The sequence below is a fragment of the Streptomyces sp. NPDC086554 genome (assembly GCF_040686095.1).
Classification (GTDB): Bacteria; Actinomycetota; Actinomycetes; order Streptomycetales; family Streptomycetaceae; genus Streptomyces.
In genome coordinates this window covers 502,337-527,432 of record NZ_JBFBJK010000002.1, presented here as the reverse complement: position 1 = coordinate 527,432, position 25,096 = coordinate 502,337, and the positions used below count along the sequence as shown (strand labels likewise).

Annotated in this window: 23 protein-coding genes and 2 tRNA genes; 21 read left to right on the top strand and 4 right to left on the bottom strand. The window is 70.5% G+C overall.

The window, feature by feature from the left end:
* The 5 genes from AB0O76_RS04990 to obgE form a co-directional block, all read left to right on the top strand.
* The coding region (locus AB0O76_RS04990) for an Rne/Rng family ribonuclease (RefSeq protein WP_365485497.1) at positions 1-3,442 on the top strand (3,442 nt) is incomplete at its 5' end.
* 226 nt (positions 3,443-3,668) lie between these two features.
* Positions 3,669-5,021 carry a phospholipase D-like domain-containing protein gene (locus AB0O76_RS04985; RefSeq protein WP_365485495.1) on the top strand — a complete coding sequence of 451 codons (1,353 nt, stop codon included), beginning with the start codon at positions 3,669-3,671 and terminating at the stop codon, positions 5,019-5,021.
* Positions 5,022-5,204: 183 nt separating this feature from the next.
* Complete coding sequence (gene rplU / locus AB0O76_RS04980; RefSeq protein ID WP_223774625.1) at positions 5,205-5,525, top strand: 50S ribosomal protein L21; 321 nt, start codon at positions 5,205-5,207, stop codon at positions 5,523-5,525.
* A 14-nt stretch (positions 5,526-5,539) separates the two neighbouring features.
* Complete coding sequence (gene rpmA, locus AB0O76_RS04975) at positions 5,540-5,794, top strand: 50S ribosomal protein L27 (RefSeq protein WP_030362615.1); 255 nt, start codon at positions 5,540-5,542, stop codon at positions 5,792-5,794.
* Between the two features lie 144 nt (positions 5,795-5,938).
* The gene (gene obgE, locus AB0O76_RS04970) at positions 5,939-7,378 is read left to right on the top strand and encodes a GTPase ObgE (RefSeq protein ID WP_365485493.1); all 1,440 of its coding nucleotides are present in this window, start codon (positions 5,939-5,941) and stop codon (positions 7,376-7,378) included.
* Between the two features lie 135 nt (positions 7,379-7,513).
* Here obgE and AB0O76_RS04965 read toward each other — a convergent pair whose 3' ends face one another.
* Entirely contained in the window at positions 7,514-9,607 is a 2,094-nt protein-coding gene (locus AB0O76_RS04965) for a hypothetical protein (RefSeq protein WP_365485491.1), read from the bottom strand.
* A 250-nt stretch (positions 9,608-9,857) separates the two neighbouring features.
* On the opposite strand from AB0O76_RS04965, the gene proB reads away from it, so the two are divergent.
* The 5 genes from proB (at position 9,858) to AB0O76_RS04940 (ending at position 14,905) form a co-directional block, all read left to right on the top strand.
* Entirely contained in the window at positions 9,858-10,985 is a 1,128-nt protein-coding gene (gene proB, locus AB0O76_RS04960; protein WP_365485490.1) for a glutamate 5-kinase, read from the top strand.
* A gap of 227 nt (positions 10,986-11,212) precedes the next feature.
* On the top strand, positions 11,213-11,719 hold the full coding sequence (locus AB0O76_RS04955; protein ID WP_365485488.1) for a hypothetical protein: 507 nt from the start codon (positions 11,213-11,215) through the stop codon (positions 11,717-11,719).
* Positions 11,720-11,793: 74 nt separating this feature from the next.
* The gene (locus AB0O76_RS04950; RefSeq protein WP_365485486.1) at positions 11,794-13,095 is read left to right on the top strand and encodes a glutamate-5-semialdehyde dehydrogenase; all 1,302 of its coding nucleotides are present in this window, start codon (positions 11,794-11,796) and stop codon (positions 13,093-13,095) included.
* 76 nt (positions 13,096-13,171) lie between these two features.
* The gene (locus AB0O76_RS04945) at positions 13,172-13,750 is read left to right on the top strand and encodes a hypothetical protein (protein ID WP_365485485.1); all 579 of its coding nucleotides are present in this window, start codon (positions 13,172-13,174) and stop codon (positions 13,748-13,750) included.
* Between the two features lie 66 nt (positions 13,751-13,816).
* Positions 13,817-14,905, top strand: coding sequence for a hypothetical protein (locus tag AB0O76_RS04940; RefSeq protein WP_365485483.1), 1,089 nt, complete (start codon positions 13,817-13,819; stop codon positions 14,903-14,905).
* A 15-nt stretch (positions 14,906-14,920) separates the two neighbouring features.
* Here AB0O76_RS04940 and AB0O76_RS04935 read toward each other — a convergent pair whose 3' ends face one another.
* The gene (locus tag AB0O76_RS04935) at positions 14,921-16,033 is read right to left on the bottom strand and encodes a M48 family metallopeptidase (protein ID WP_365485481.1); all 1,113 of its coding nucleotides are present in this window, start codon (positions 16,031-16,033) and stop codon (positions 14,921-14,923) included.
* A gap of 99 nt (positions 16,034-16,132) precedes the next feature.
* On the opposite strand from AB0O76_RS04935, the gene AB0O76_RS04930 reads away from it, so the two are divergent.
* The 7 genes from AB0O76_RS04930 (at position 16,133) to AB0O76_RS04900 (ending at position 20,484) form a co-directional block, all read left to right on the top strand.
* Positions 16,133-16,378 (top strand): hypothetical protein, encoded by a 246-nt coding sequence (locus tag AB0O76_RS04930; RefSeq protein WP_365485578.1) that lies wholly within the window; start codon positions 16,133-16,135, stop codon positions 16,376-16,378.
* Between the two features lie 86 nt (positions 16,379-16,464).
* Entirely contained in the window at positions 16,465-16,629 is a 165-nt protein-coding gene (locus AB0O76_RS04925; RefSeq protein ID WP_365485479.1) for a hypothetical protein, read from the top strand.
* A gap of 62 nt (positions 16,630-16,691) precedes the next feature.
* Positions 16,692-17,330 carry a nicotinate-nucleotide adenylyltransferase gene (gene nadD, locus AB0O76_RS04920; protein ID WP_266867029.1) on the top strand — a complete coding sequence of 213 codons (639 nt, stop codon included), beginning with the start codon at positions 16,692-16,694 and terminating at the stop codon, positions 17,328-17,330.
* A gap of 16 nt (positions 17,331-17,346) precedes the next feature.
* Positions 17,347-19,080, top strand: a complete 1,734-nt coding sequence (locus AB0O76_RS04915) for an LCP family protein (protein ID WP_365485477.1) — start codon at positions 17,347-17,349, stop codon at positions 19,078-19,080.
* A 145-nt stretch (positions 19,081-19,225) separates the two neighbouring features.
* On the top strand, positions 19,226-19,669 hold the full coding sequence (rsfS, locus tag AB0O76_RS04910) for a ribosome silencing factor (RefSeq protein ID WP_266867032.1): 444 nt from the start codon (positions 19,226-19,228) through the stop codon (positions 19,667-19,669).
* Positions 19,666-20,307, top strand: a complete 642-nt coding sequence (locus AB0O76_RS04905) for a histidine phosphatase family protein (RefSeq protein WP_365485475.1) — start codon at positions 19,666-19,668, stop codon at positions 20,305-20,307. The genes rsfS and AB0O76_RS04905 overlap by 4 nt, the downstream gene beginning before the upstream one ends.
* A gap of 104 nt (positions 20,308-20,411) precedes the next feature.
* Positions 20,412-20,484, top strand: a tRNA-Ala gene (locus tag AB0O76_RS04900).
* Positions 20,485-20,558: 74 nt separating this feature from the next.
* Here the strand turns inward: AB0O76_RS04900 and AB0O76_RS04895 are convergent.
* Entirely contained in the window at positions 20,559-21,440 is an 882-nt protein-coding gene (locus AB0O76_RS04895) for a helix-turn-helix transcriptional regulator (protein ID WP_365485473.1), read from the bottom strand.
* Positions 21,441-21,552: 112 nt separating this feature from the next.
* Between AB0O76_RS04895 and AB0O76_RS04890 the strand changes: the two genes are divergently transcribed.
* The 3 genes from AB0O76_RS04890 to AB0O76_RS04880 all read left to right on the top strand — a co-directional run bounded on the left by AB0O76_RS04890 (position 21,553) and on the right by AB0O76_RS04880 (position 23,564).
* Positions 21,553-23,049 carry an MFS transporter gene (locus AB0O76_RS04890; protein ID WP_365485471.1) on the top strand — a complete coding sequence of 499 codons (1,497 nt, stop codon included), beginning with the start codon at positions 21,553-21,555 and terminating at the stop codon, positions 23,047-23,049.
* A gap of 86 nt (positions 23,050-23,135) precedes the next feature.
* Complete coding sequence (locus AB0O76_RS04885) at positions 23,136-23,327, top strand: hypothetical protein (protein WP_365485469.1); 192 nt, start codon at positions 23,136-23,138, stop codon at positions 23,325-23,327.
* 3 nt (positions 23,328-23,330) lie between these two features.
* Complete coding sequence (locus AB0O76_RS04880; RefSeq protein WP_006137425.1) at positions 23,331-23,564, top strand: hypothetical protein; 234 nt, start codon at positions 23,331-23,333, stop codon at positions 23,562-23,564.
* Here the strand turns inward: AB0O76_RS04880 and AB0O76_RS04875 are convergent.
* Positions 23,533-24,792 carry a glycosyltransferase 87 family protein gene (locus AB0O76_RS04875; RefSeq protein ID WP_365485467.1) on the bottom strand — a complete coding sequence of 420 codons (1,260 nt, stop codon included), beginning with the start codon at positions 24,790-24,792 and terminating at the stop codon, positions 23,533-23,535. The two genes, AB0O76_RS04880 and AB0O76_RS04875, sit on opposite strands and share 32 nt — an antisense overlap.
* 137 nt (positions 24,793-24,929) lie before the next feature.
* Here AB0O76_RS04875 and AB0O76_RS04870 point away from each other — a divergent pair.
* Positions 24,930-25,002 (top strand) — tRNA-Ala (locus AB0O76_RS04870).
* The last annotated feature ends 94 nt before the right edge of the window (positions 25,003-25,096 follow it).

Genomic DNA, 25,096 nt, shown 5'->3' with positions numbered 1-25,096 from the left:
CCGCGCCCGCCGCCGTGCGACCCGCTCCACGTCCGCGCCCGCCGCCGAGGCTGCACCTGCCGCCGAGGCAGCTGCCGAGCCCGCCGCCGTGCAGGACGAGGAGCCGCAGCCGGAGGCGGACGCCGCGCCGCGCCGCGCCCGCCGTCGTGCGACCCGCTCCACGTCCGCGCCCGCCGCCGAGGCCGCGCCCGTGGCGGAGCCGAAGGCCGCCGAGGCCGCCGAGAGCGCCGCCGCCGAGCCCGCCGAGGACGAGGCGCCCCGTGGCCGCAGGCCCCGTCGCGCCACCCGCAAGGCCGCCGCCGGTTTCTCGGCGCCCGCCCCGCAGAAGACCCGCAAGGCGCAGGCCGACACCGACGAGGACTCCGGCCGGAAGCCCGCGCGGCCCGCCGTGGCCGTCTTCCAGGCGCCGGTGTTCGCCGAGCCGATGTTCCAGACGCCGGAGCGGGCGGCCGCCGCTGCCGCCGCCGCGCAGGCCGAGGAGCCCGCCGAGGAAGAGGTCGAGGTCGAGGCCGCGCCGGTCGCCGCGCCCGTGGCGGAGGAGGAGACGGGGCCGCGCCGTCGTCGCCGCCGTCGGGCCGCCGACGAGCAGCCCGCCGCCGAGCGCGAGCCCGCCAAGGCAGCGCCCCAGACCGAAGAGCCGGCCGAGGAGCCCGCCGAGGCCGAGGCCGAAGCCGAGGACACCGGCGACAGCGAGGACGCCGAGGACGCCGGTGAGCGGCACGGCCGTCGTCGCCGTCGTGGTGGCCGTCGCCGCCGCCGCGGTGAGTCCGCCGACGCCGAGGGCGAGCAGCAGGACACCGAGTCCGACGAGAGCGCTGCCGAGCAGGGTGAGCAGGACGCCGAGTCCGACGCCGAGCAGGCGGAGGAGAACGGCGCCGAGGACAACGGATCGGGTGCCGGTTCCAGCAGCAGTCGTCGCCGTCGTCGCCGTCGTCGCCGTGCCGGTGACTCCGGTGAGGCCGAGACCACCGCCGACGGCGACCCGGAGCGTACGGTCGTCAAGGTGCGGGAGCCGAGGGAACGGCGAGGGAAGGACGCAGAGCGCGAGCCCGGCACCGGCGCCGACGAGGTCCAGTCCATCAAGGGCTCGACCCGTCTGGAGGCCAAGAAGCAGCGCCGCCGCGAGGGCCGCGAGCAGGGCCGCCGCCGCGTCCCGATCATCACCGAGGCCGAGTTCCTCGCCCGTCGCGAGGCCGTCGAGCGCGTGATGGTCGTCCGTCAGAGCGGCGAGCGCACCCAGATCGGCGTCCTCGAGGACAACGTGCTCGTCGAGCACTACGTCAACAAGGAGCAGGCCACCTCGTACGTCGGCAACGTCTACCTGGGCAAGGTCCAGAACGTGCTGCCGTCCATGGAGGCCGCGTTCATCGACATCGGCAAGGGCCGCAACGCGGTGCTGTACGCCGGTGAGGTCAACTTCGAGGCCCTCGGCATGGCCAACGGCCCGCGCCGCATCGAGTCGGCCCTGAAGTCGGGCCAGTCGGTCCTCGTGCAGGTCACGAAGGACCCGATCGGCCACAAGGGTGCGCGTCTGACCAGCCAGGTCTCGCTGCCGGGTCGCTACCTCGTGTACGTCCCCGAGGGCTCGATGACCGGCATCAGCCGCAAGCTGCCCGACACGGAGCGCGCGCGTCTGAAGACCATCCTCAAGAAGATCGTCCCCGAGGACGCGGGCGTCATCGTGCGCACCGCCGCCGAGGGCGCGAGCGAGGACGAGCTGCGCCGTGACGTCGAGCGTCTGCAGCAGCAGTGGGAAGAGATCCAGAAGAAGGCGAAGCAGACCTCGACGAGCTCGCCGAGCCTGCTGTACGGCGAGCCGGACATGACCGTCCGCGTCGTCCGCGACATCTTCAACGAGGACTTCTCCAAGGTCATCGTCAGCGGTGACGAGGGGTGGGAGACCATCCACGGATACGTCTCGCACGTCGCGCCCGACCTGGCGGACCGCCTCTCGAAGTGGACCTCCGAGGTCGACGTCTTCGCGACGTACCGGATCGACGAGCAGCTCGCCAAGGCCCTGGACCGCAAGGTCTGGCTGCCCAGCGGCGGCTCGCTGGTGATCGACAAGACCGAGGCGATGATCGTCGTCGACGTCAACACCGGCAAGTTCACCGGCCAGGGCGGCAACCTCGAAGAGACCGTGACGAGGAACAACCTCGAAGCGGCCGAGGAGATCGTGCGCCAGCTGCGCCTGCGCGACCTGGGTGGCATCGTCGTCATCGACTTCATCGACATGGTCCTGGAGTCCAACCGCGACCTCGTGCTGCGGCGTCTGCTCGAGTGCCTGGGCCGCGACCGTACGAAGCACCAGGTCGCCGAGGTCACCTCGCTGGGTCTCGTACAGATGACCCGTAAGCGCGTCGGCCAGGGCCTCCTGGAGTCCTTCTCCGAGACCTGCGTCCACTGCAACGGCCGCGGCGTGATCGTGCACATGGAGCAGCCGATCTCCGCCGGTGGCGGCGGCAAGCGCAAGAAGCGCGGGCGCGGCGTCTCCGAGCAGCAGGACCACGTGCACGAGCACGAGGCCATCGAGAGCGCCGAGAGTGCGGAGAGCGTCGAGACCGAGGCCGAGGTCGCCGCGGAGGTCGCTGCCCCGGTGGCGCTTCCGGAGCCGGAGTTCGTGCCCGACGAGGAGCTCTACAGCAGCGCTCACGAGGCCGAGGCCGCCGCTTCCCGTGGCCGTTCGCGGCGCCGGGCGACCCGGCGTGCGTCGGCTCCGGCCGGTGCCCCGAAGGCGGAGACCGCGCCCAGGTCGGAGAAGCGGGGCAGGTCGAAGGCCGCCAAGGCCGAGGCCGAGGTCGTTGCGGAGGTCGAGGCCCCCGTGGTCGAGGCCGCACCGGTCGTCGAAGCCCCGGTCGTAGAAGCCCCGGTCGTCGAGGCCGAGGCACCTGCCGAGGAAGCCGCGCCCAAGGGACGTACGCGCCGTCGTGCGACTCGCAAGGCGACGTCGCCGGCCGGTTCGCCGAAGCCTGCGCAGAGCGCCGAGCCGGAGGCCGCCGAGGTGATCGTCGCCGAGGCGCCCAAGGCCGAGCCGGTCGCCGAGCAGGCCCCCGAGCCGGTCGTCGCCGAGCCGGTGGCCGAGGCCCCCGCCGACGCCGCCCCGGCCCGTCCGCGCCGCCGTGCGGTGCGCAAGGCCACGGCGCCGACCGCGTCCGAGGATGCGGCCTTCCTGGTCGTCCCGACGCCGGAGAAGGCCGCCGAGAAGCCTGCCGAGCAGGCGGAGGCCGAGGCCCCCGCCGAGGAAGCCGCTCCGGCCAAGAAGGCGGCGCGCAAGACGGCCAAGAAGGCGACCGCGAAGAAGGCCGCCACCAAGAAGACCGCGGCCAAGAAGACGGCCGCCAAGAAGACGACGGCCAAGAAGGCGTCGAAGGCGACGAAGAAGACCGCCGCGGCGGAGCAGGCGCCGTCCGGCGTCAACGCCTCCGCGGGCGACGAGGGCTGACCCTCCGTCACGGTCCGCACGTACGCATGACCCTGTGCCCCCGGCACGGCGTATTCCGCCGAGCCGGGGGCACAGGCGTTCCGCCACGTCGCACAGGCTGGACGGACCTTCGTACGTGAGATCACCGAAGCGTCACAGCAGCCGCGTTCGTGCCACCCGCCCCCTTGGAGAGCGGTGAAGTACCTGTAAAACTCATGCGGTTGACGTGTCAGGGGAGGGGCCGCCGATGGCGCACAAGCGCCTGAGAGGCACGGGACGTCACCGTGCCGTGCAGCAGATCAAGGGCGGACGCCAGGCGGTCGCGCTGGCCACCGTCCTCTCGGCGGCGGGGATCCAGACCGTCAGTGCCATGGGCACGGCGGCGGCCGCGGACGCGCCGATGGCGACCGAGGCCCCGATCTTCAACGATCCGCTGGGCACCGTCGACGAGCAGTACGCGATCCGCACCCGCCTCATCGAGCTGACGAACTCCGCGGTGCCCGGCTCGACGATCAAGGTCGCGGTCTACCACGTCTGGGAGGCCTCGGTCGTGAACGCGCTCGTGGCCGCCAAGGACCGCGGTGTCCACGTACAGATCCTGCTCGACGAGTCGAGCAGGAGCGACCGCCCGACGAACACCTCGTACAGCACGCTCGCCGCGGCGCTCGGCACGGACAGGAGCACGCCGTCCTTCGTGTCGCTCTGCCCGGCAGGCAAGTCCTGCCTGGGCGATCCCGAGTACGGCAAGTCGATCATGCACAACAAGTTCTGGCTGTTCTCGGAGGTCGAGGGGGCCAGGGACGTCGTCGTACAGACCACGTCGAACGCCACGCCGTCGGCGCACACGAAGTTCTTCAACGACGCGCTGCTGCTGCCGGACAACCCGACCATGTACGAGGCGTACGCCGACTACTTCACCGACATGATCGGCAAGGACTGGCGGAACTGGGACTACCGCACGGTCAGCAGCGGCCTCTTCAAGGCGTACTTCTTCCCGCGCGCCGGCACGGTCAACGAGACCGACACGATGTACTCGGTCCTCAACAACGTGCGGTGCAATTACAAGGACTCGGCCGGGGTGACCCGGCACACCAAGGTCCGCGCCTCGATATTCAAGATCACCCGGCAGCAGATCGCCGACAAGCTCGTCTCCCTGAAGAAGGCCGGCTGCTCGGTGAGCATCGTCTACGCCGAGACCGACAGTGCCAAGAGCCAGGGTGGCACGCCCGGTACCTGGGAGGCGCTCCACAAGTCCGGCGGTCCCTCCGTGCGCTGTTTCAACGACGACCGGGACCCGCTGCACCCCGGCACCAAGCTCGTCACGCCCTACATCATCCACTCGAAGTACCTGCTCATCGACGGCCTGTACGACGGCAAGCGGAACAAGCTCTCCTTCACCGGCTCGCAGAACTACACGGCACCGGCCCTGCGCGAGAACGACGAGGCGATCGTCAAGGTCGACGACGACTCGGTGCACGACACGTACCGCTCGCACTTCGACCACGTACGCGCCGTCGCCTGGCCGGGCAGCGCCGACACCACCGACCTGTGCAAGGGCGTCAAGCCGCTGCCGCCGGACGGCGAGAAGACGACCACGTGACGGACGGGACGGGGCCGGTTTGACCCTTCCGGGCGGGCCCCGTAACCTTGACCGTCGGCGTGTTCCTATGCACTGCCACCCCCTGTAAACCTTTTCCTCCCGGCTTCGGGCTCGGGAGAGGCCGCCCGCTTTCGTGGACGGCTGGACTGCGGGGGCACCGTTCCGAGCGAAAGAGAGATCCGCGTGTACGCCATCGTGCGCAGCGGTGGTCGCCAGCACAAGGTTGCTGTCGACGACATCGTTGAGGTTGACAAGATTCCCACCGCCAAGGTTGGCGACACGGTCGAGCTCTCGACCCTGCTCGTTGTCGACGGCGACGCCGTGACGAGCGACCCGTGGGTGCTTGCCGGTATCAAGGTCACGGCCGAGGTCGTGGACCACCACAAGGGCGCGAAGATCGACATCCTTCGCTACAAGAACAAGACCGGCTACCGCCGTCGCCAGGGTCACCGTCAGCAGTACACGGCGATCAAGGTCACCGGTATCCCCACGGCTGCGAAGTAAGGGACTGAGACAAGATGGCACACAAGAAGGGCGCATCGTCCACTCGGAACGGGCGCGATTCCAATGCTCAGCGGCTCGGCGTGAAGCGCTTCGGCGGTCAGACCGTCAACGCCGGTGAGATCCTGGTCCGCCAGCGCGGCACCCACTTCCACCCGGGCACGGGCGTCGGCCGCGGCAAGGACGACACCCTGTTCGCGCTGGACGCCGGTGCGGTGGAGTTCGGTACCCACCGTGGCCGCAAGGTCGTGAACATCGTTCCGGTCGCCTGAATCAGGCTTCTGTAGAACACGTTCTTCGCGAGGCGGACCTCACTTCCCCTACGGACTCCGTACGGGAAGCGGGTCCGCCTTTCGCGTGTTACACCTAGGGGCATTTCGCCCTTGACATTTCGTACGTTTCTGGAGGCACATCCCATGACCACCTTCGTGGACCGCGTCGAGCTGCATGTCGCCGCGGGTAGCGGGGGCCACGGCTGTGCCTCCGTCCACCGTGAGAAGTTCAAGCCGCTCGGCGGCCCGGACGGCGGCAACGGCGGCCGTGGCGGTGACGTGATCCTGGTCGTCGACCAGTCGGTCACGACCCTGCTCGACTATCACCACTCGCCGCACCGCAAGGCCACCAACGGCGCCCCCGGCGCCGGCGACAACCGCTCCGGCAAGGACGGCCAGGACCTGGTCCTGCCCGTGCCGGACGGCACCGTCGTCCTCGACAAGGACGGCAACGTCCTCGCCGACCTGGTGGGCCAGGGCACGACCTACGTCGCCTCGCAGGGCGGCCGCGGCGGCCTCGGCAACGCGGCGCTCGCCTCGGCCCGCCGCAAGGCGCCGGGCTTCGCTCTCCTCGGTGAGCCGGGTGACGCGGGTGATGTCGTCCTGGAGCTCAAGACCGTCGCCGATGTCGCCCTCGTGGGCTACCCGAGCGCCGGCAAGTCCTCGCTGATCTCGGTCCTGAGCGCGGCCAAGCCGAAGATCGCGGACTACCCGTTCACGACGCTGGTCCCCAACCTCGGTGTGGTGACGGCCGGTTCGACCGTCTACACGATCGCCGACGTGCCCGGTCTGATCCCGGGCGCAAGCCAGGGCAAGGGCCTCGGCCTGGAGTTCCTGCGGCACGTCGAGCGGTGCTCGGTGCTTGTGCACGTCCTGGACACGGCCACGCTCGAGTCCGACCGTGACCCCGTCTCCGACCTCGACATCATCGAGGAGGAGCTGCGGCAGTACGGCGCGGGCCTTGAGAACCGTCCGCGCATCGTCGTCCTGAACAAGATCGACGTACCCGACGGACAGGACCTCGCGGACATGGTCCGGCCCGACCTGGAGGCGCGCGGCTACCGCGTCTTCGAGGTGTCGGCGGTCGCCCACAAGGGCCTGAAGGAACTGTCGTACGCGCTCGCCGAGGTCGTGGGCGCGGCCCGTGCGGCGAAGCCGAAGGAAGAGGCGACCCGCATCGTCATCCGGCCCAAGGCCGTGGACGACACGGGCTTCACCGTCACGCTCGGCGACGACGGCATCTACCGTGTGCGCGGCGAGAAGCCGGAGCGCTGGGTGCGCCAGACCGACTTCAACAACGACGAGGCCGTCGGCTACCTCGCTGACCGCCTTAACCGCCTCGGTGTCGAGGACGAGCTGATGAAGGCGGGCGCGCGCACCGGCGACGGCGTCGCCATCGGCCCCGAGGAGAACGCGGTCGTCTTCGACTGGGAGCCGTCGGTCATGGCGGGCGCGGAGATGCTGGGGCGCCGTGGCGAGGACCACCGCCTCGAGGCGCCCCGTCCGGCGGCGCAGCGCCGCAAGGACCGGGACGCGGAGCGGGACGACGCGGACGCGGAGTACGACGACTTCGAGCCGTTCTAGGCGGAGCGCCTTAAGCAGTGAGAGAAGGGCCCCGGAGCTTTGGCTCCGGGGCCCTTCTCTTGTTCGTTGCAGCGTGCGGTTGCGTTGTGGTTGCTCGCGCAGTTCCCCGCGCCCCTTACGGGGCGCTGGCCGGGGTTAAGCCGTGACCGAGTCCTCCGCGCCATTCTGCTCGGCCGGAGCCTCGGACTCCATTTCCTCCGCTGCATCCTCCGCGGCGCGCTGGCCGGGGATCTCCGCGTCGATGCGGGTGGCCATCCGGAGCCGGCGCTCGTCGGCCTTGGCCGACAGTGCGAGCGCCGCCTCGTTGAAGCGGACCAGGGACGGCGGGTCCGAGGGGCCGAGGAGGTGCTCCTTGAGGGCGGCACGGGCCTCTGCGTGGGTGTCCTTCTCCGGGGAGCGGACGGACTCCATGAGGGCCGGGACTTCCTCGGCGGCCGGGGTGAGGATGGCGGCCGCGCTCACCGTCGGGAAGCCCGCGCGGAAGTCCGCCTCGGACATGCCGGACGTGTTGGCGACGGCGTACGGCTTCTCGCTGGACAGCCAGTCCGAGACCACCGAGGAGACATCGCTGATCAGCAGGTCGGCCTGGTTGAAGCAGGAGAAGATCGCCGGACGCGCGGTCGTGATGATCTGGTGCTCCCACTCGGGGAACGACGCCCAGTACGCCGCCTCCCAGGCCGCCGTCGCCTCGGCGACCGCAGCCTGCTGGTCACCGTCGGGCGTGCCCTGGACCATCATCCGCTCCATCTCGTCCACGCCCTTGCGGAACGCGGTGGAGGTCAGCTTGTCCAGCTCGGCGGCGCGGAGCTCGAGCTCGGCCGCGGCCTCGGGGCCCGGGCGGGGACCGGAACGCCGGGCGGCGGCCTCGCGGATCATCGCCTTGATGCGCTCGTTGGCGGCGCCCGCGCGCGGGTCCTGCGAGCCGGTCATCGGGTGCGGCTTGTAGATGAGGCGTACGCCGTCGTCGGCGAGGAGGTTCCGGACGATGTTCTCGCCCGCGAGGGTCACCGACGTGTTGCCGGGGTTGCCGTCCCAGCCTTCCCAGGTGGGGGCGTACAGAACGGTCGTGTAGGTGCCCTTGGGGGCGCCCGTGTACGGCAGGATCGGGGACAGCTGGGGGCGGCCGACCTCGACCACGTCCTTGTCCTCGACGCCGACGTCGGCGGCCTGGTAGCGGTCGCGCGCGGCGGGGCCCGCCACCCACACCTCGTCGTACGCCTTCGCGTACGGGTTGCAGGAGGACAGCTTGTCGCTCTCGCCGTGGTTGATGAAGGCGTGCTTGATCGTGGGAATGCGCAGGACCTGCGAGGTCTTCGCGGCGTTCGCCGGGTGCAGCATCATCTTCAGCGTCGAGGTCTCCAGGGAGAACATCGTCGCGACCTTCGGGAAGCAGATGATCGGGACGTCCGTCGCGTCGATCTTCTGCACCATGAACCGCTCGCGCAGCACGATCAGCGGCTTGCCGTCGAGCTTGGAGAGCGTGGAGAGCCACATGTTGGCCTGGTACGCGGACGTCGTGCCGCCCGAGAAGTACATGGCGACGGTCGGCTGGTACTCGGCGAGCCACTCGTCGAGCCACTCCATGATCTGCTGGTCGTTCTTCGCGCGCTTCTTGGGAAGCAGCCAGGTGGCGAGGTGGATCGCGCCGATGCCCATCATGGCGATGGAGACGCCGAGGCCGATGCCGCCCCAGTACGCGTCCGTCGTGGCGGCGGTGATCACCATGCCGACCGTGGTGGGGATCGAGAACGTCAGGAGGCGGTGCGCCTGGCGGCGGGCGAGGATCCGCGGCGGTGCCGCGGTCAGGTGCAGCGCGGAGGCGTCGATGTTCCGCGTGACGATCGGCAGCTGGCGGCTGCGGCGCACCAGTATGGCGGTCGCCTGGCAGCCGAAGTGCAGGAAGTAGAAGGCGAGCAGCGCGATCGTCAGCGGCGACTGCTCGGAAAGCGGCTCGATGCCGTCGATGCGCAGCAGGCCGACCAGGATCAGCATGTCGCGGAGCAGCTGCCGGACCGTGACGTCGAAGCGGATCTTGCCAAGGAGGGAGAGGAGCCCCGGCTGCTTGTACTGCAGATAGACGTCGAGCGCGAGGTTCGCTGCCGACGCGGCGACGAACACCGGGACATACGGGACCAGCGCGCTGACGAGCTGGGCCGTGAAGAGCGCGAACATCGAGAACAGCGCGGAGAGCTGTGCGATGCGGCGTGGGGCGAGTCCGGCAGAGGGCACGGGCTTGGGCTCCTGGCGGGGGATCGGGGGGATCGGACGGGGGGAGGTCGACCACTGACCGTATGACGTGCGGCGGCTCTGTAGCAATCTTCAGTGACGACAATCACCGGATAAAGGGGCAAAGGTAACGGAACCCGAGGGCCTTGATTCTCCTCGGGGCAGGGGCCCGCCCCTCGGAATGTGCGGGCACCGGCCGTCCGCACTCGCGTAGATTGCAGGTCCAAGCGCGCAGGGATCATTGGGGTAGAACGTGGCTGGGGCAAGGCAGGGCATCGCAGAGGCCCACAGGGTTGTCGTCAAGGTCGGGTCCTCGTCCCTGACCACTGCGGCGGGGGGACTGGACGCCGATCGCGTTGACGCACTCGTCGACGTGCTCGCCAAGTGCCGCAGCGGCGGCGAGCGCGAGATCGTGCTCGTCTCGTCCGGCGCCATCGCGGCAGGGCTCTCGCCACTGGGGCTTCGCAGGCGGCCCAAGGACCTCGCGCGGCAGCAGGCGGCCGCCAGCGTCGGCCAGGGCCTTCTCGTGGCCCGCTACACCGCTTCCTTCGCGCGTTACGGCGTACGCGTCGGGCAGGTGCTGCTCACCTCCGACGACATGGCACGGCGCGCCCACCACCGCAACGCGTCCCGCACCCTCGACCAGCTCCTGGCGATGGGCGCGCTGGCCGTGGTGAACGAGAACGACACCGTGGCGACCGACGAGATCCGCTTCGGTGACAACGACCGGCTCGCCGCCCTCGTCGCCCACCTGGTCCGCGCCGATCTGCTCGTGCTGCTCTCGGACGTGGACGGCCTCTACGACGGTGACCCGGCCAAGCCGGGCACCTCCCGGATCTCCGAGGTCACAGGGCCCGCCGACATAGCGCACGTCCAGATCGGCAGCGCGGGCAAGGCGGGCGTCGGCACCGGCGGCATGGTCACCAAGGTCGAGGCGGCGGGGATCGCCGCGGCCGCCGGGATCCCGGTCGTCCTGACCTCCGCGAGCCAGGCCGCGGACGCCCTCGCGGGCCGCGACACGGGAACGTACTTCCACCGCACGGGACGCCGCTCCGCCGACCGTCTCCTGTGGCTGCAGCACGCCTCCGAGCCGCAGGGCGCGCTCGTCCTCGACGAGGGGGCGGTGCGCGCGGTGGTCGAGGGGCGCAAGTCGCTGCTGCCCGCCGGCATCGCGGCCGTCGAGGGCGACTTCTCCGCGGGTGATCCGGTGGAGCTGCGGGACGCCGCGGGGCGAGCCGTCGCACGCGGTCTGGTGAACTTCGACGCCAAGGAGCTCCCGCAGTTGCTCGGCCGTTCCACGCGGGAGCTCGCGCGGGAGCTCGGACCGGCGTACGAGCGGGAGGTCGTGCACCGCGACGACCTGGTCCTGCTGCACCACTAGCCCCTCGCGAGCCCCCGGGCGGTCCGTGGTTCCGTCGCACCGGCAGCCACAGAAGCCCCCGGGGGCCCCGGCCGAAAACAGGCGCGAACGCCGTGCGGCGACCGGCCCCTGCGAGGTGAAACTCCCCAAAACCGCCCCGCGGGGGCGCTTGGCCTGCTCAACTTTGTTCCAGACACTTCCGCACGACCGTTGCGTATCCGCACCACCATTGAGTAAAGGAGGCCGTCGTGAGACGAGTGCGCCCAGGGGCGGCGTCCCGCGGGTCGGCCGAGCGGGCCCTGACGAGCGTCGCCGCGGGGGCGACGTACGCGGGTGGCACGCGAGCGGCGGGCGAGACGGACGGGACGAACGAGCTGCCTGAGACGGACGAGAGGGAGGGCGAGACGGTGGAGGCGCCCCGTCTGTGGCACGTCACGCTGAGCGTCTCGGGCGCCGAGGCCCCGCTCAAGGAGGTCAGGCGAGGCCTCGAACAGCTCGCCCACGACCATCCCTTTCTGCTGACCAGCAGGTACGCGCCCGACCACGCGGAGATCCGCTACTGGGAAGAGGCCAGGGACCTGCACGACGCGGCCGCCGTCGCGCTGCGGCTGTGGGGCGAGCACCGGCAGAGCGCGCAGCTCCCGCCGTGGGAGATCGTGGGGCTCGAGGTGATCGACCGCGACACCTATCACCAGCGGATCGCGGAAGGGTACGGACCGCTGCCCGCGACCCCCGTGGGCGTCCACCCTTTTTGAGCCGTCGTGAGCACCGTGGTCTCGGCTGCTGAAACGAGGGGTGGACCGCGCCCGCGGCGCATTACCCTGCGGGTATGACGTCCCTCACCCCGCCGTTCTCGGGTTCGCCCTACGACAACCTCTCGCCGGTCGCCCAGGCCGCCTACCGCGCCCGCGGCGCCGCCGCCACGCTCGCGCCGCTGCCGCGCGCCGCCAAGGACGACGCGCTGCTCGCGATCGCCGACGCGCTCGAGGTGCGCACCGCCGAGATCGTCGAGGCCAACGGCAAGGACACCGCGCGCGCCCGTGAGGCCGGCACCAGCGAGTCGATCGTCGACCGGCTCACGCTCACCCCGGAGCGGGTCCGCGCCATCGCCGCCGACGTGCGCGACGTGGCCACCCTGCCCGACCCGGTCGGCGAGGTCGTCCGCGGCTCGACGCTCCCCAACGGCATCGACCTGCGCCAGGTCCGCGTCCCGCTCGGCGTCGTCGGGATCATCTACGAGGCCCGCCCGAACGTCACCGTGGACGCGGCCGCCCTCTGCCTCAAGTCCGGCAACGCGGTGCTGCTGCGCGGCTCGTCATCGGCGTACGAATCCAACACGGCGCTCGTGCGGGTGCTGCGCGACGCGGTGCACGGCGCCGGGCTTCCCGCCGACGCCGTCCAGCTCGTCCCGGGCGAAAGCCGTGACTCCGTACGGGAGTTGATGCGCGCCCGCGGCCTCGTCGACGTGCTCATCCCGCGCGGCGGCGCCTCGCTGATCAAGACCGTCGTCGAGGAGTCCACCGTCCCGGTCATCGAGACAGGCACCGGCAACTGCCATGTCTACGTGGACGCGAAGGCCGACATCGACATGGCCGTCGACATCCTGATCAACTCCAAGGCGCAGCGCCCCAGCGTCTGCAACGCCGCCGAGACGCTGCTCGTGCACGCGGACATCGCCGACGCGTTCCTGCCGCGCGCCCTGGACGCGCTGGCCGAAGCGGGCGTCACCGTGCACGCGGACGAGCGTGTGCTCACCTACGCCGACGCGTCCAAGGCCACCGTCGTGCCCGCGACGACCGAGGACTGGGAGACCGAGTACCTCTCGTACGACATCGCGGCGGGCATCGTCGACTCCCTGGAGCAGGCCGTCGAGCACATCCGGCTGTGGACCTCGGGGCACACGGAGGCCATCGTCACCACCTCGCAGCAGGCCGCGCGCCGCTTCACGCAGCTCGTGGACTCCACGACGGTCGCGGTGAACGCCTCCACGCGCTTCACCGACGGCGGCCAGTTCGGCTTCGGCGCCGAGATCGGCATCTCCACGCAGAAGCTGCACGCCCGTGGCCCGATGGGCCTGCCCGAGCTGACCTCGACGAAGTACATCGTCACCGGCGACGGTCACATCCGCTGACCCCGCCCCGTCACCGCACGGGCTGAATTCCCTTACCGTCTGCCCAGATTGCCCCTTCCGGGTCTACGCTGGAAGGGTGCCGGAGGACGTGGGGGGCACGCCGTCGTTTCCTGACGGCTGGGAGCCCGACGACGACCGCGACCGCGGGGGTGCGGACGAAGAGTTCGCCTCCGTGGTCTTCGACGAGGACTTCGTCAAGGCCGCCGAGGTCCATGAACCCACCGCGGTGGAGCGGCTGTTGGCCGCCGCCCAGGCGCGCGCCGAGGCCTCCGAGGCCGAGGCCCGCAGGGCCCGCACCCGAGGCTCCGGCCGTGAATCGCCGGACGACGACCTCTACGAGGACGGCTTCGGCCCGGACGACGGCGGAGAGTTCGGCCACGACCCCGACCTCGACGACGTGTACGACCGTGAATTCACGGAGGACGGCTACGGCCGGCCGGGCGGCTACACCGGCCAGGCCCGCTGGCACCGCCCCGTCGCCTGGATGCTCGCCCTCCTGATGGGCATCGGCATGGTCGCGCTCGCCTTCACCGCGGTCTACCGGGGAGCCTCGTCGGGCCGCCAGGACCGCATCCCGCCGCCCGTCTCGACGGAGCCCTCGGCCTCCGCGGAGTACGGCCAGCCGCCGGTGTCGGCGGCGCCCCGCACCCCGTAGGAACTTGTCAGAACTTGTCGCGCACCAGCGCGTTTACCTGACGGCCGGGAGACCTACCCTGAAGGTATGGGCGGGCCAGGAGAACCACCTGAGGGGACACCCGAGGGCGCTCCCGCCGGTGGCGAGGACGAGTACCGATCCGTCGTCTTCGACGAGTCGTTCGTCCGCGCCGCGCGGCTCCAGGAGTACTCCGCGCAGGAGCGCATGGGTGATCACGCACGTGCGGTGCGCCGCCGCCCCGCTGCGGCCCGCCGGAACTACTCCAAGCAGGCCGTGATCCTCGTCCTGCTGATCGCCGTCGCCTTCGGCACCGCGATCTACATGGGCGTACGCCACCCCTACCAGGCCCCGGTCGCCCAGCGCCCCGAACCGCTGCGGATGACGGTCATACCGCTCGCCCCACAGGGGCCCGTGCCCGGCGCCGAGAAGCCCGCCGAACTGTACGCGCACAGCCCCGCCGCGCAGTTCCGGGTGGGCGCGTCCGGCATCAACCTGCCCTCGTCGCGCCGCACTTCACACTTCTCGGACGGTCAGGTCATGACCGCCCTGACCACCGCCAAGGACTATCTGGTCGAGTCCTCGCTCGACCCGGACGTGCTCACCGGCGGCGCCGTGCGGTCCGCGCGGATCCTGCTCGACCCGCAGCAGCTCGACCAGTTCGACCAGAGCTTCGCGCACCCCGCGGCGGACGGGCGGCACGCGCCCACCGGCTGGCTGGTGCGGTTCGACCCGACGAAGGTGGCCCTGGCCTCGACCGGAATCCGCGTCCAGGGCTCGCTGCACGTCACCGAGACGGACAAGGACACGCTCGAGGTGACCTCGGACCACACGTTCGTCTACGCCCTGAAGCCCGTAGGCAAGGACGGCAAGGACGCCAAGGACGAGCACGCCAAGGCCTCGCTGTTCACCGTCCGCCGCGAGCTGCAGTTCCGCTTCGACCGTGACGACCTGCGGATGCGCCAGACCGAGCTGATCGTCTCGTACATGCAGGCAGGACCGCTCGCCTGCTCCGCCGACGCCGCGAACCAGCTGCGGCCGCTGCTCGCCGGGCAGAAGGCGAAGGCGGGCGGCCCCGCGGGCACCGACCCGTATGCGACGGGCGATGCCACGGCGCTGTGCGGGTCGCTCGCGGCTACCGCCCAGCCTTCGTTGTGAGGATCGCTCTGTCGGCTACTTGTCGTCCGAGGAGCCGCTGCCCCGCTGGTCGCCGCCGCCCTGCCCGCCTTGCCCGGTGAACTTCCCGCGCAGCTTGCCGCCCAGGTCGCCCGCGCCGCCCGCGATGTCGTTGACCAGCTTCATCAGTGGGTCCTTGCTGTGGCGTACGTCGTCCGCGTAGCTGGAGGCGGACTGGCGGAAGGAGTCCGAGACCGAGGTGTCCTTGTCCTCGTCGCGGCGGGGGTAGTGGCCGTCCATGATCCGCTGGTAGTCGCGGGTCTCGGCCCACTTCTTCAGCTCGGCGGCGCGCACGGTGGTGAAGGGGTGCGAGCGCGGCAGTACGTTCAGGATCTTCAGGACGGAGTCGCGCAGGTCGCCCCCGGCCTCGTACTCCTCGGCCTGTGCCAGGAACGCGTCCACGTTCATCTCGTGCAGGTGGTTGCCGCCCGCGATCTTCATCAGGCCGCGCATCGACGCCTTGAGGTCCTGGCCCACGAGGAGGCCTGCGCGGTCCGCCGACAGCTCGGACTTGCGGAACCACTCGCGCAGGGCGGTCACGATCGCCATGATCGCCACGTTGCCGAGCGGGATCCACGCCACCTTGAGCGCGAGGTTGGTGAGGAAGAGCAGGATCGTCCGGTACACCGAGTGGCCGGACAGCGCGTGCCCCACCTCGTGGCCGACGACCGCCCGCATCTCCTCCTCGTCGAGCAGCTCGACCAGGCCCGTGGTCACCACGATGATCGGTTCGTCCAGGCCGATGCACATCGCGTTCGGGTTCGGGTCCTGGTTCACGTACATCGGCGGGACCTTCTCCAGGTCCAGGATGTAACAGGCGTCCCGCAGCATGGTGTTGAGGTGCGTGAACTGCGCGTCGGACACCCGTACCGAGTCCGAGAGGAACAGGAGCCGCAGGCTCCGCTCGGGGAGCAGTCCGCTGAGGGCCTTGAAGACCGTGTCGAAGCCGCTGAGCTTGCGCAGGGCCACCAGGGCCGAACGGTCCGCCGGGTGTTCGTACGCCCGTGACGAGATGCCGGGGAAGCGCCTGCGCTGCCGGCTCGGTACGTTCTCGTGACCGCTGTCTTCTTGGCCGCCGTTCGCGTGGCCGTGGTCGTTGTCGTCGGTCATGCGCCATCCCCCATGCTCGTCCAGTCATGCCCCCGAGGTGGGTCCCAGCGTAGGCGGAGTTACCGTGACAGGGCAGCACAGCGAATGGAGTCGTCCGTCATGTCGTCCGTCATGGAGCACAGCGCCGCGTCCCACCACTGGGTCACGGAGGCGGCCGACCTGGCCGCCAAGGAGCAGGGGGCGGGCAATCTGCTGCGCGTCGTGCTGATCGTCATGGTCGTCGGCTGTGTCCTGGTGGCGTGGTTCCTGCTCCGGGGGTACCGGCAGGGGCAGGACGAGTCGAGTCCGGAGGCCAAGACGGCAGAGACGGCAGAGGCGGCCCGGTCCGAGGGCCGCGACAGCTGAGTCGGCGTGAGCTCCGCCATGGCCCCCGCATACGATGGCCCGGAAGTCTTTATGTCCATCCCACCCCCGGATAGGTCCTGCCTGAGATGAGCCTCCACAGCACCGCCGCCCAGCTGGTCACTCTCGCCTCCGAGGGCGGCGAGCACGGCGGCAACCACGAAAGCCTCAACCCTCTCGTCACCGGCGGCGGCGCGTTCGTCGTTCTGTGCCTGCTCCTGTGGATCACCACGCGCTTCAACCGGGACCGCTGAGCAGTACCGCTGAACGGACGCTGAAACGGAGCCCGTCCGCCGGGCCGGTAGGGTCTGCACGCATGGGAGAGCAGGACATGCCTACCGGTCCCGGTACCGGCCCGGCCAGCAAGGGCAAGCGCCGCCTGGGTGTCATGGGCGGAACGTTTGACCCGATCCACCACGGACACCTGGTGGCGGCCCAGGAGGTCGCCGCGCAGTTCCACCTCGACGAGGTGGTGTTCGTGCCGACCGGGCAGCCGTGGCAGAAGAGCGACAAGGTGGTGTCCCCGGCCGAGGATCGCTATCTGATGACGGTCATCGCGACCGCCGAGAACCCCCAGTTCTCGGTGAGCCGTATCGACATCGACCGCGGCGGACCGACGTACACCACGGACACGCTGCGCGATCTGCGCACGCTCAACCCCGACACAGACCTCTTCTTCATCACGGGCGCCGACGCCCTCGGCCAGATCCTGACCTGGCGCTACACGGAGGAGCTCTTCTCCCTGGCGCACTTCATCGGGGTCACCCGGCCCGGCCACACGCTGGCCGACCCCGGGCTTCCCGAGGGCGGCGTCTCCCTCGTGGAGGTGCCCGCTCTCGCCATCTCGTCCACGGACTGCCGTGCACGGGTCGCCAAGGGGGACCCCGTCTGGTACCTGGTGCCGGACGGCGTGGTGCGTTATATCGACAAGCGCGAGCTGTACCGCGGCGACTGAGCCGAGAGGGGCACCGGTGAACGACCGACAGTACGACCCGTACGCGGGCGGCGACCCGTATGCGGGCGAGTACGCGGCTGACCAGTACCAGGTCGTCGGGTACGACGAGTACGGGCAGCCGGTGTACCAGCAGGTGCAGCCCTCGGCTTCGTACGACCAGTACGGGGCTCAGCAGCAACAGCACCAGCAGCAGTCGCAGCAACAGCAGCCGCAGGGCTACGGCTACGACCCGTACGCGACGGGGCAGCAGCCTCCCGTGCCGTCGTACGACTCCGGGTCGTACGACACCGGTTCGTACCCGCCGTACGACCAGCGGCAGGCGCCCCAGCCGCCCCAGCAGTCGCAGCAGGCCGCCCAGCAGCCCCAGACCGGCTGGATCCCCCAGCAGCAACAGCCTCCGCAGCAGCCCCCGGAGGCCGTACCGCCGCAGCCGCGGCGGCCGGCGCCCGAGCGGGAGCCCGAACGGCAGCCGGAGCGCGAGCGTGCGTACGAGACGCAGCAGTTCTCGTTCATCGAGGAGCCGGACGAGGAATCCGAAGACGTCATCGACTGGCTGAAGTTCACCGAGAGCCGCACCGAGCGGCGCGAGGAGGCCAAGCGGCGCGGGCGTTCCCGGGTCGTCGTGCTGATCGTGGTGTTCGCGCTCGTGATCGCGGGCGGCGTCGGCTACCTCTGGTACGCGGGCAAGCTGCCCGGCCTCTCGGACGACAAGACCGGTGGCGGCGCCGCCGCGGCAGGACCGCAGAACCGCGACGTGATCGTCGTCCATCTGCACAACACCAAGGGCGGCGGCACCTCCACCGCGCTCCTGGTGAACAACACCACCACCAAGCGCGGCACCACCGTGCTGCTGCCCAACTCCCTCTCGGTGACGGACGACGACGGTGCGGGGACGACGCTGGGCAAGTCGGTCGACGACGACGGCTCGACCGGGACGCGCGAGTCGATCGACGCGCTGCTCGGCACTCAGGTCGAGGGCACCTGGCGCCTCGACACCCCCTACCTGAACAACCTCGTCGAGCTCGTCGGCAACATCGACATCGACACGAACGCCGATGTGCCCGACCCCAAGGCGAAGAACGGCGAGGCCCCGCTCGTCAAGAAGGGCGAGCAGCAGACCCTGAGCGGCCCGATGGCCGTCGCGTACGCCACCTACCGGGCGTCCGGCGAGTCCGAGACGGCCCAGCTGAGCCGGTTCGGCGCGGTCATGCAGGGCGTCCTGCGGAAGCTGTCCTCCGACCCGCAGGCCGCGACGACCACCGTGCAGTCGCTGGCCCAGATCCTGGACCCGTCGCTCAAGGAGAAGGACCTGGGCGCCTTCCTCGCCAAGCTCGCCGACCGAGCCAAGGGCGGCGACTACGCCACGCAGCTGCTCCCGGTCCAGCAGGACGGAACGCTGTCGGAGAAGGCCGGCGAGAGCGTGGTCGAGAACGTCCTGGGCGGCGCGGTCAAGAGCCCCGAGAAGGGCGCGGCCGTGCGGGTCGGCGTCAAGAACGCCTCCGGGACCAAGGGCGCGGGACAGGACGCACGGATTTCCCTGGTCAACGGCGGCTACACCTTCGTCGACAGTGGTGCTGGCTCCGTCGCTCAGGCGGCGTCGCAGGTCACGTTCGCCGACGCGGCCAAGAAGACGCAGGCCGCCGAGGTCGCCAAGACCCTCGGCCTGCCGGAGAGCGCGGTTCGCAAGGGCAAGACCGCACCGAACGCGGACGTCTCGGTGGTGCTCGGCCGGGACTACAAGACGGGCTGAGCCGAGCGCTGTCCGCTGCGTCGCCCCGGCCGGGAGCACCGCCGGGGTGACGCAGCAGACAGGGTGATCGAAAAAACGCCGGGGGTGCTGTCGGCGGTCCGTGAGACCCTTGGGGAGGTATTGCCCTCCGAAGGAAAGCTCAACTGTGACCGCCACGGACCGCTCCATCGAGCTCATCACCACCGCCGCGCAGGCGGCGGCCGACAAGCTCGCGCACGACATCATCGCGTACGACGTCAGCGACGTGCTGTCGATCACGGACGCCTTCCTGCTCGCATCCGCGCCCAACGACCGCCAGGTCAAGTCGATCGTCGACGAGATCGAGGAGCAGCTGAACAAGCAGCTCGGCGCCAAGCCGGTCCGCCGCGAGGGGGACCGCGACGCCCGCTGGATCCTCCTCGACTACGTGGACATCGTGGTGCACGTCCAGCACAGCGAGGAGCGTGTCTTCTACGCCCTCGAGCGTCTGTGGAAGGACTGCCCCGAGATCGACCTGCCCGAGGACGCCAAGGCGACCCGCGGCAAGGCCGCCGAGCACGCCGAGCAGCGGGCCGCGGAGGAGGCCGACCTGGACGGTGAGCTTCGGTGAGCAACCGCGGCTGCCGGATCATCCTGTGGCGGCACGGTCAGACGGCGTGGAACCTGGAGCGCCGCTTCCAGGGCTCCACGGACATCGAGCTGACCGACACCGGCGTCTCGCAGGCCAGGCGCGCCGCCCGGCTGCTCGCCTCGCTGAAGCCGGACGCGATCGTGGCGTCCGACCTCAAGCGGGCGGCGGCCACGGCCGAGGAGCTGTCCGCCGTCACCGACCTCCCCGTCACGCACGAGGAGGGTCTCCAGGAGACGTACGCCGGTGAGTGGCAGGGCCTGACGCACGACGAGATCATCGCCCGCTTCGGCGACCAGTACGCCGCGTGGAAGCGCGGCGAAGCGGTGCGCCGCGGCGGCGGCGAGCTCGAGACCGAGGTCGCCGACCGGGCCGCGCCGATCGTCCTGCGCCATGCCGAGAAGCTGCCGGACAACGGCACGCTCGTGGTGGTCAGTCACGGCGGCACGATCCGCACCACGATCGGCCGTCTCCTCGGCCTGGAGTCCCACCACTGGGAGGGCCTCGGCGGGCTCTCCAACTGCTGCTGGTCCGTTCTCGGCCAGGGCGCGCGCGGCTGGCGCCTCCTCGAACACAACGCGGGAACGCTGCCGGAACCGGTGCTCGGCGACGACGACTGAGCGCCCCGGAACCGCTTCGGCGGGCGGCCGGACCCGGATTTCACATTCCGGCTGGTCGCAGGCTAAAGTTCTTCTTGTTCGCCCGCCGAGCGGGGAGAACGCAAGGGGCTATAGCTCAGTTGGTAGAGCGCCTGCATGGCATGCAGGAGGTCAGGAGTTCAATTCTCCTTAGCTCCACAATTCGGATCCCGTCCTCGTCAGAGGGCGGGATTTTCCGTTCCCGGGGCCGCTGTTGGTTCCATCTGTTCCATCTACTCCACCTGTTCCATCGGTTCCATCGGTTCCATGGGCCACAGCGGCTCCCGCATCTCCCGCAGCCGTGTCGTCCGCTTCCTGCTCTCCTCGTCGTCCGGTGTGTACGCGACGATCCGGCACTCCGGCATGCCGTTGATGGACAGCGAGACCGACGTCATCCGCAGCTCGCCGACCGCCTCGTGTCGGAACGTCTTCACGCGGGGCCCCGGCGGCGCCACGTTCCCGCTCTCCCACAACTCGGTGAAGAGCGGGCTCGCGGCGGACAGGCGGCGTATGAACGCCTCCCAGGCGGGCTCGCCCACATGACGGCCGTACGCACTGCGCAGCGTCGCCACCATCACCGGCAGCTCCGTTTCCCGGAACACCAGCGGGCACACGGGGTCGGGCACGATGAACAGCGTCCACAGCACGTTCGGTACGCCGAGGGCCGCTATCTGAGGGACGAAGAAGAGGTCGCGGTAGGCGGGGTTGGTGGCGAGGATGTCGTACCGCGCGTTGTAGACCACCGCCGGGTGCGGATCGAGGGCGTCGATGATGCCCTGGATCTCCGGGCCGACGGCCTTCGCGGCGGCCTCCGGGTCCGGCGAGTAGGGCACCTCGGCCAGGTGATAGAGATGCTCGCGCTCGGGCTGCTCCAGGCGCAGCGTGCGCGCCACGGCGTCCAGGACCTGCGCGGACGCGTTGATCGGGCGGCCCTGCTCCAGCCACGTGTACCAAGTGACGCCCACGCCGGAGAGCTGGGCGACCTCCTCGCGGCGCAGCCCTGGCGTGCGGCGGCGCAGCCCCGGCGGCATGCCCACATCGGCCGGTGTCACCCGCGCCCTGCGGCTGCGCAGGAAGGCGGCGAGCTCCGGCCGCCGTCGCTGAGTCGTCCCCATCGTCGTCACATCCCCCATCGTCCGTGCCTTCCCCGAGCACTGCCAGGTGCTGTCAGTACCAGCATCGGCAGGCTCTCGTTACCTGTACCGAGCCGCCCGCAGGCTCGCTGCCATGGCAACGGCAACTCCGACCGATCCCACTGGTCCAAGTCACCTACTCAGTAAAGACCCTGGCACTGACAATCGCCCCGGACGGCTGCTCGCGGTCGTCATCGCGGCCCAGTTCATGGCGCTGCTCGACGTCTTCATCGTCAATGTCGCCGCCCCCACCATCCGCAGTGAACTCGGCGCGTCCGGCGCCGGGTTGCAGCTGGTGATCGCCGGCTACACCATCACGTACGCCGTGCTGCTCATCACCGGCGCGCGGCTCGGCGACCGCGTCGGCCACCGGCGGATGTATCTGCTGGGGCTCGCGGTGTTCACCGTCGCCTCGCTCGCCTGCGGACTCAGCCAGGGCACGGGTGAGTTGATCGCCTTCCGGCTGCTGCAGGGCGCGGGCTCGGCGCTGCTCATTCCGCAGGTGCTCAGCCTGATCCAGCGCAACTTCACCGGCGAGGCGCGCACCCGGGCCCTCGGCGTGTACTCGGCGGTCCTCGCGATCGGGGCCGCGGCGGGCCAGGTGCTCGGCGGAATCCTGGTCAGCGCCGATCTGTTCGGCACCGGCTGGCGCCCGGTGTTCCTGGTGAACGTGCCGGTCGGCGTGGCCCTGCTTGTCGTGGCGCGGCGGGTGCTGCCGCGCGACGGCGGCGGTGGCCCCGGGCGGGCCGGGGAGGCGGCGGGAGAGCGGGCCGCCGAGCGGGCCCGCGGGCTCGATCTGCCCGGTCTGGTGCTGCTCGGCGCCGCGGTCTCGCTGTTCACCGTGCCGCTGGTGCTCGGACAGGAGAAGGACTGGCCGCTCTGGTCTTGGCTCTCCCTCGGTGCGGCGGCGGTCGTCTTCGCGCTCTTCTGCGCCTACGAGTCCCGGCTCTCCCGCGGTGGCGGGGCGCCGTTGATCGCGCCGCGGGTCCTGCGCATCCCGGGCATGGGCCTCGCGGTCTTCCGGATCGCCGTGGTGATGGCGGTCAACGCGGGCTTCCTCTTCGTGCTCACCCTGCACATCCAGGGCGGCCTCGGTTACAGCGCGCTGCGCGCCGGGCTCACTTTCGCGCCGACCGCCGTGGTCTTCGGCGCGGTCGGCCTGACCTGGCGGCGCTGGCCCGCGGCGGCCCAACGCGCGCTGATTCCGGGCGGGTTCGCGCTCTCCGCGGTGTCGGCGCTCGCCGTGGGTCTGGTGCTGCGCGACGGCGGGGAAGGCGGCCTGTGGCTGTATGCGGCCTTCGTGGGCATCGGTGTGGGCCTCTCCCTCGGCTTCAGCCCGACGCTCACCCGGGCGCTTTCCACGGTGCGGCCCGAGGACGCCGCGGACGCCAGCGGCCTGCTCTCGACGGTCGCTCAGCTCGGCCAGCTGACCGGTGTCGCGGCCTTCGGCGCACTTTTCCTCAACCGGCTTGAGTCACAAGGGGCTCCGGGGGCGTATTCATCCGCGGACGCGCTCCTGGTGTGCGCGTACGCGCTGGCAGGGGCGGCCGCCCTCGGCGCCGTGTCCGGACTGGTACGAATGCGTCGCTGACCGGTTCGCTCAGACCGTGGCAGAATCGGACGGCCGGAAGGGGACCGCACCAGATCACCGAATGTGACCCGACGGAAGGGAGAGCGATGCCTGCGAGCATCCTCGAAGAGGCCGAAGGCCTCATCGAAGTGGCAGCGCCGCGCCGCGCTGCCGCTCCCTTCGCGGCGATCGCCCTCCTGACCTGTCCGTCCTGCGGTTCGTCCCATGTCGCCCAAGTGCTCGGCGACAACGGCGGTGTCTCGTACGTGTGCACGGCCTGCGGCCACAGCTGGAGCTGATCGATGGGTGCACACAGGCGGAAGTGCGACTGGTGCGGCAGTGGTACGCCGATCGTCCGCGACATGGAACCGGTCAACCAGGACTACCAGTACTGGTGCGAGGAATGCGCGCGGGCGCTGATCATAAAAGGCGATCCCATCGAGACGTACCGGGAGCTCGAGGGGGAGCCGATCTACGGTCGGCTGCTCGACGAGCACTGCACGCTCAAGCGCTTCTACTCCTTCGCCACGGCCTGATCTCCAGGCGGGTCCGGCGCCCCATCTCTTGCGGCCGGGGCCAAACCCCTTGCAGCAGGAACGCGAAAGCGGTCACTACGTAGAGGGCGGACAGCGTCATCTGGCCATAATTCTGGCCGAGTTCGAGCCGTCCCGCGCCATGCGGCACCCACCACAGGGCGTACGAGCAGAAGACCAGGGCGACGGCTCCGGTCGCCGCCCAGCCGGCCCGGCCGCCCCGGCGCACCGCCGCCGTCCACGTCAGCAGCGCCATCGGTACGCACCACACCCAGTGGTGCGACCACGACACCGGGCTGACAAGGAGCGCCGTCGCCGCGCAGGAGACCGCCGCCCGGGTGCGCTCCCCGCGCAGCTCGGCGGCGACGGCGACCGCGAGGCCGAGCGCGCCGACCGCCGCCGCGGTCACCGCCCACCGCAGACCTGGTTCCTCGGTGTGAAGGAGCCGTGCGAGGACCCCGCGCAGCGACTGGTTCGCGGTGTCCTCGGCGAGCCCGACCCGGCCCGCCTCGAAGACCATCCGGGTCCAGAAGCGCCAGGAGTCGTACGGCAGGACGGCGGCCGCGAGCAGTGTCGCGCCGGCGAACGAAACAGCGGCCACGCACGCGTGCCGCACCGGTACTCGCCACTGCCCCCGCCGTACGGCCTCGGCGGCGCCGGTGAGCAGCAGGAACACCGCGAAGAGCGCGGGCGTGAGCTTGATTGCCGCCGCGACGCCGATGCCCACACCGGCCCAGCGGTGGCCCGGCCGTCGGGACAGGTCCCACAGGACCAGGACGGCGAGCAGCAGATTGATCTGGCCGTACCGCAGCGTCGTCCACACCGGCTCCGCCCAGACCGCGACCGCAGCTACCCACAGCACGCTCTCCACGCGCGCGTGGCGCGGATCTCCGATCAGACGCAGGGAGAGGCGGACGAGCACCACGAGGAGCACCAGGTTCCCGAGCGTCGCCAGTGTCCGCATGTCCGCCGTGTCCAGGAGCGTCAGCGGCGTGAACAGGAGGGCGGCGAACGGCGGGTAGGTGGTGGGCAGATGGGCCTCGGTGGTGCGCAGTGCGTAGAGGTCGCCGCCCGCGCGCACGGTCTCGCCCTCGGCCCGGTAGACCATCAGGTCGATCATCGAGACGTCGGCGGCGCGCTGCGCGAGCCAGAAGGCCGTGAAGGACAGCAGGCAGCCCCAGGCGGCCAGGGGAACGCGGCGGCGGGCTGCGGCGAGCGCGATCACGGTCACGAAGGCAGACAGTACCGGCCGTATCCGTACAGAACGGAAACGATTTGGTGGAGCACGGGGAGGACCGTGTAATGTTGGCCGAGCCGCCGGGGGAACCGGGCGACGAGACATCATGCGGCTGCCGCCGCGTGAAGCAAGGGGCTATAGCTCAGTTGGTAGAGCGCCTGCATGGCATGCAGGAGGTCAGGAGTTCAATTCTCCTTAGCTCCACAGGAGAGACGCACTTGAGTCGCCTCAGGTTCGTTCCCGAGATCCCGCCCGATCGATGCGATCGGGCGGGATCTCGCGTTTCGGCCCGCAGTGG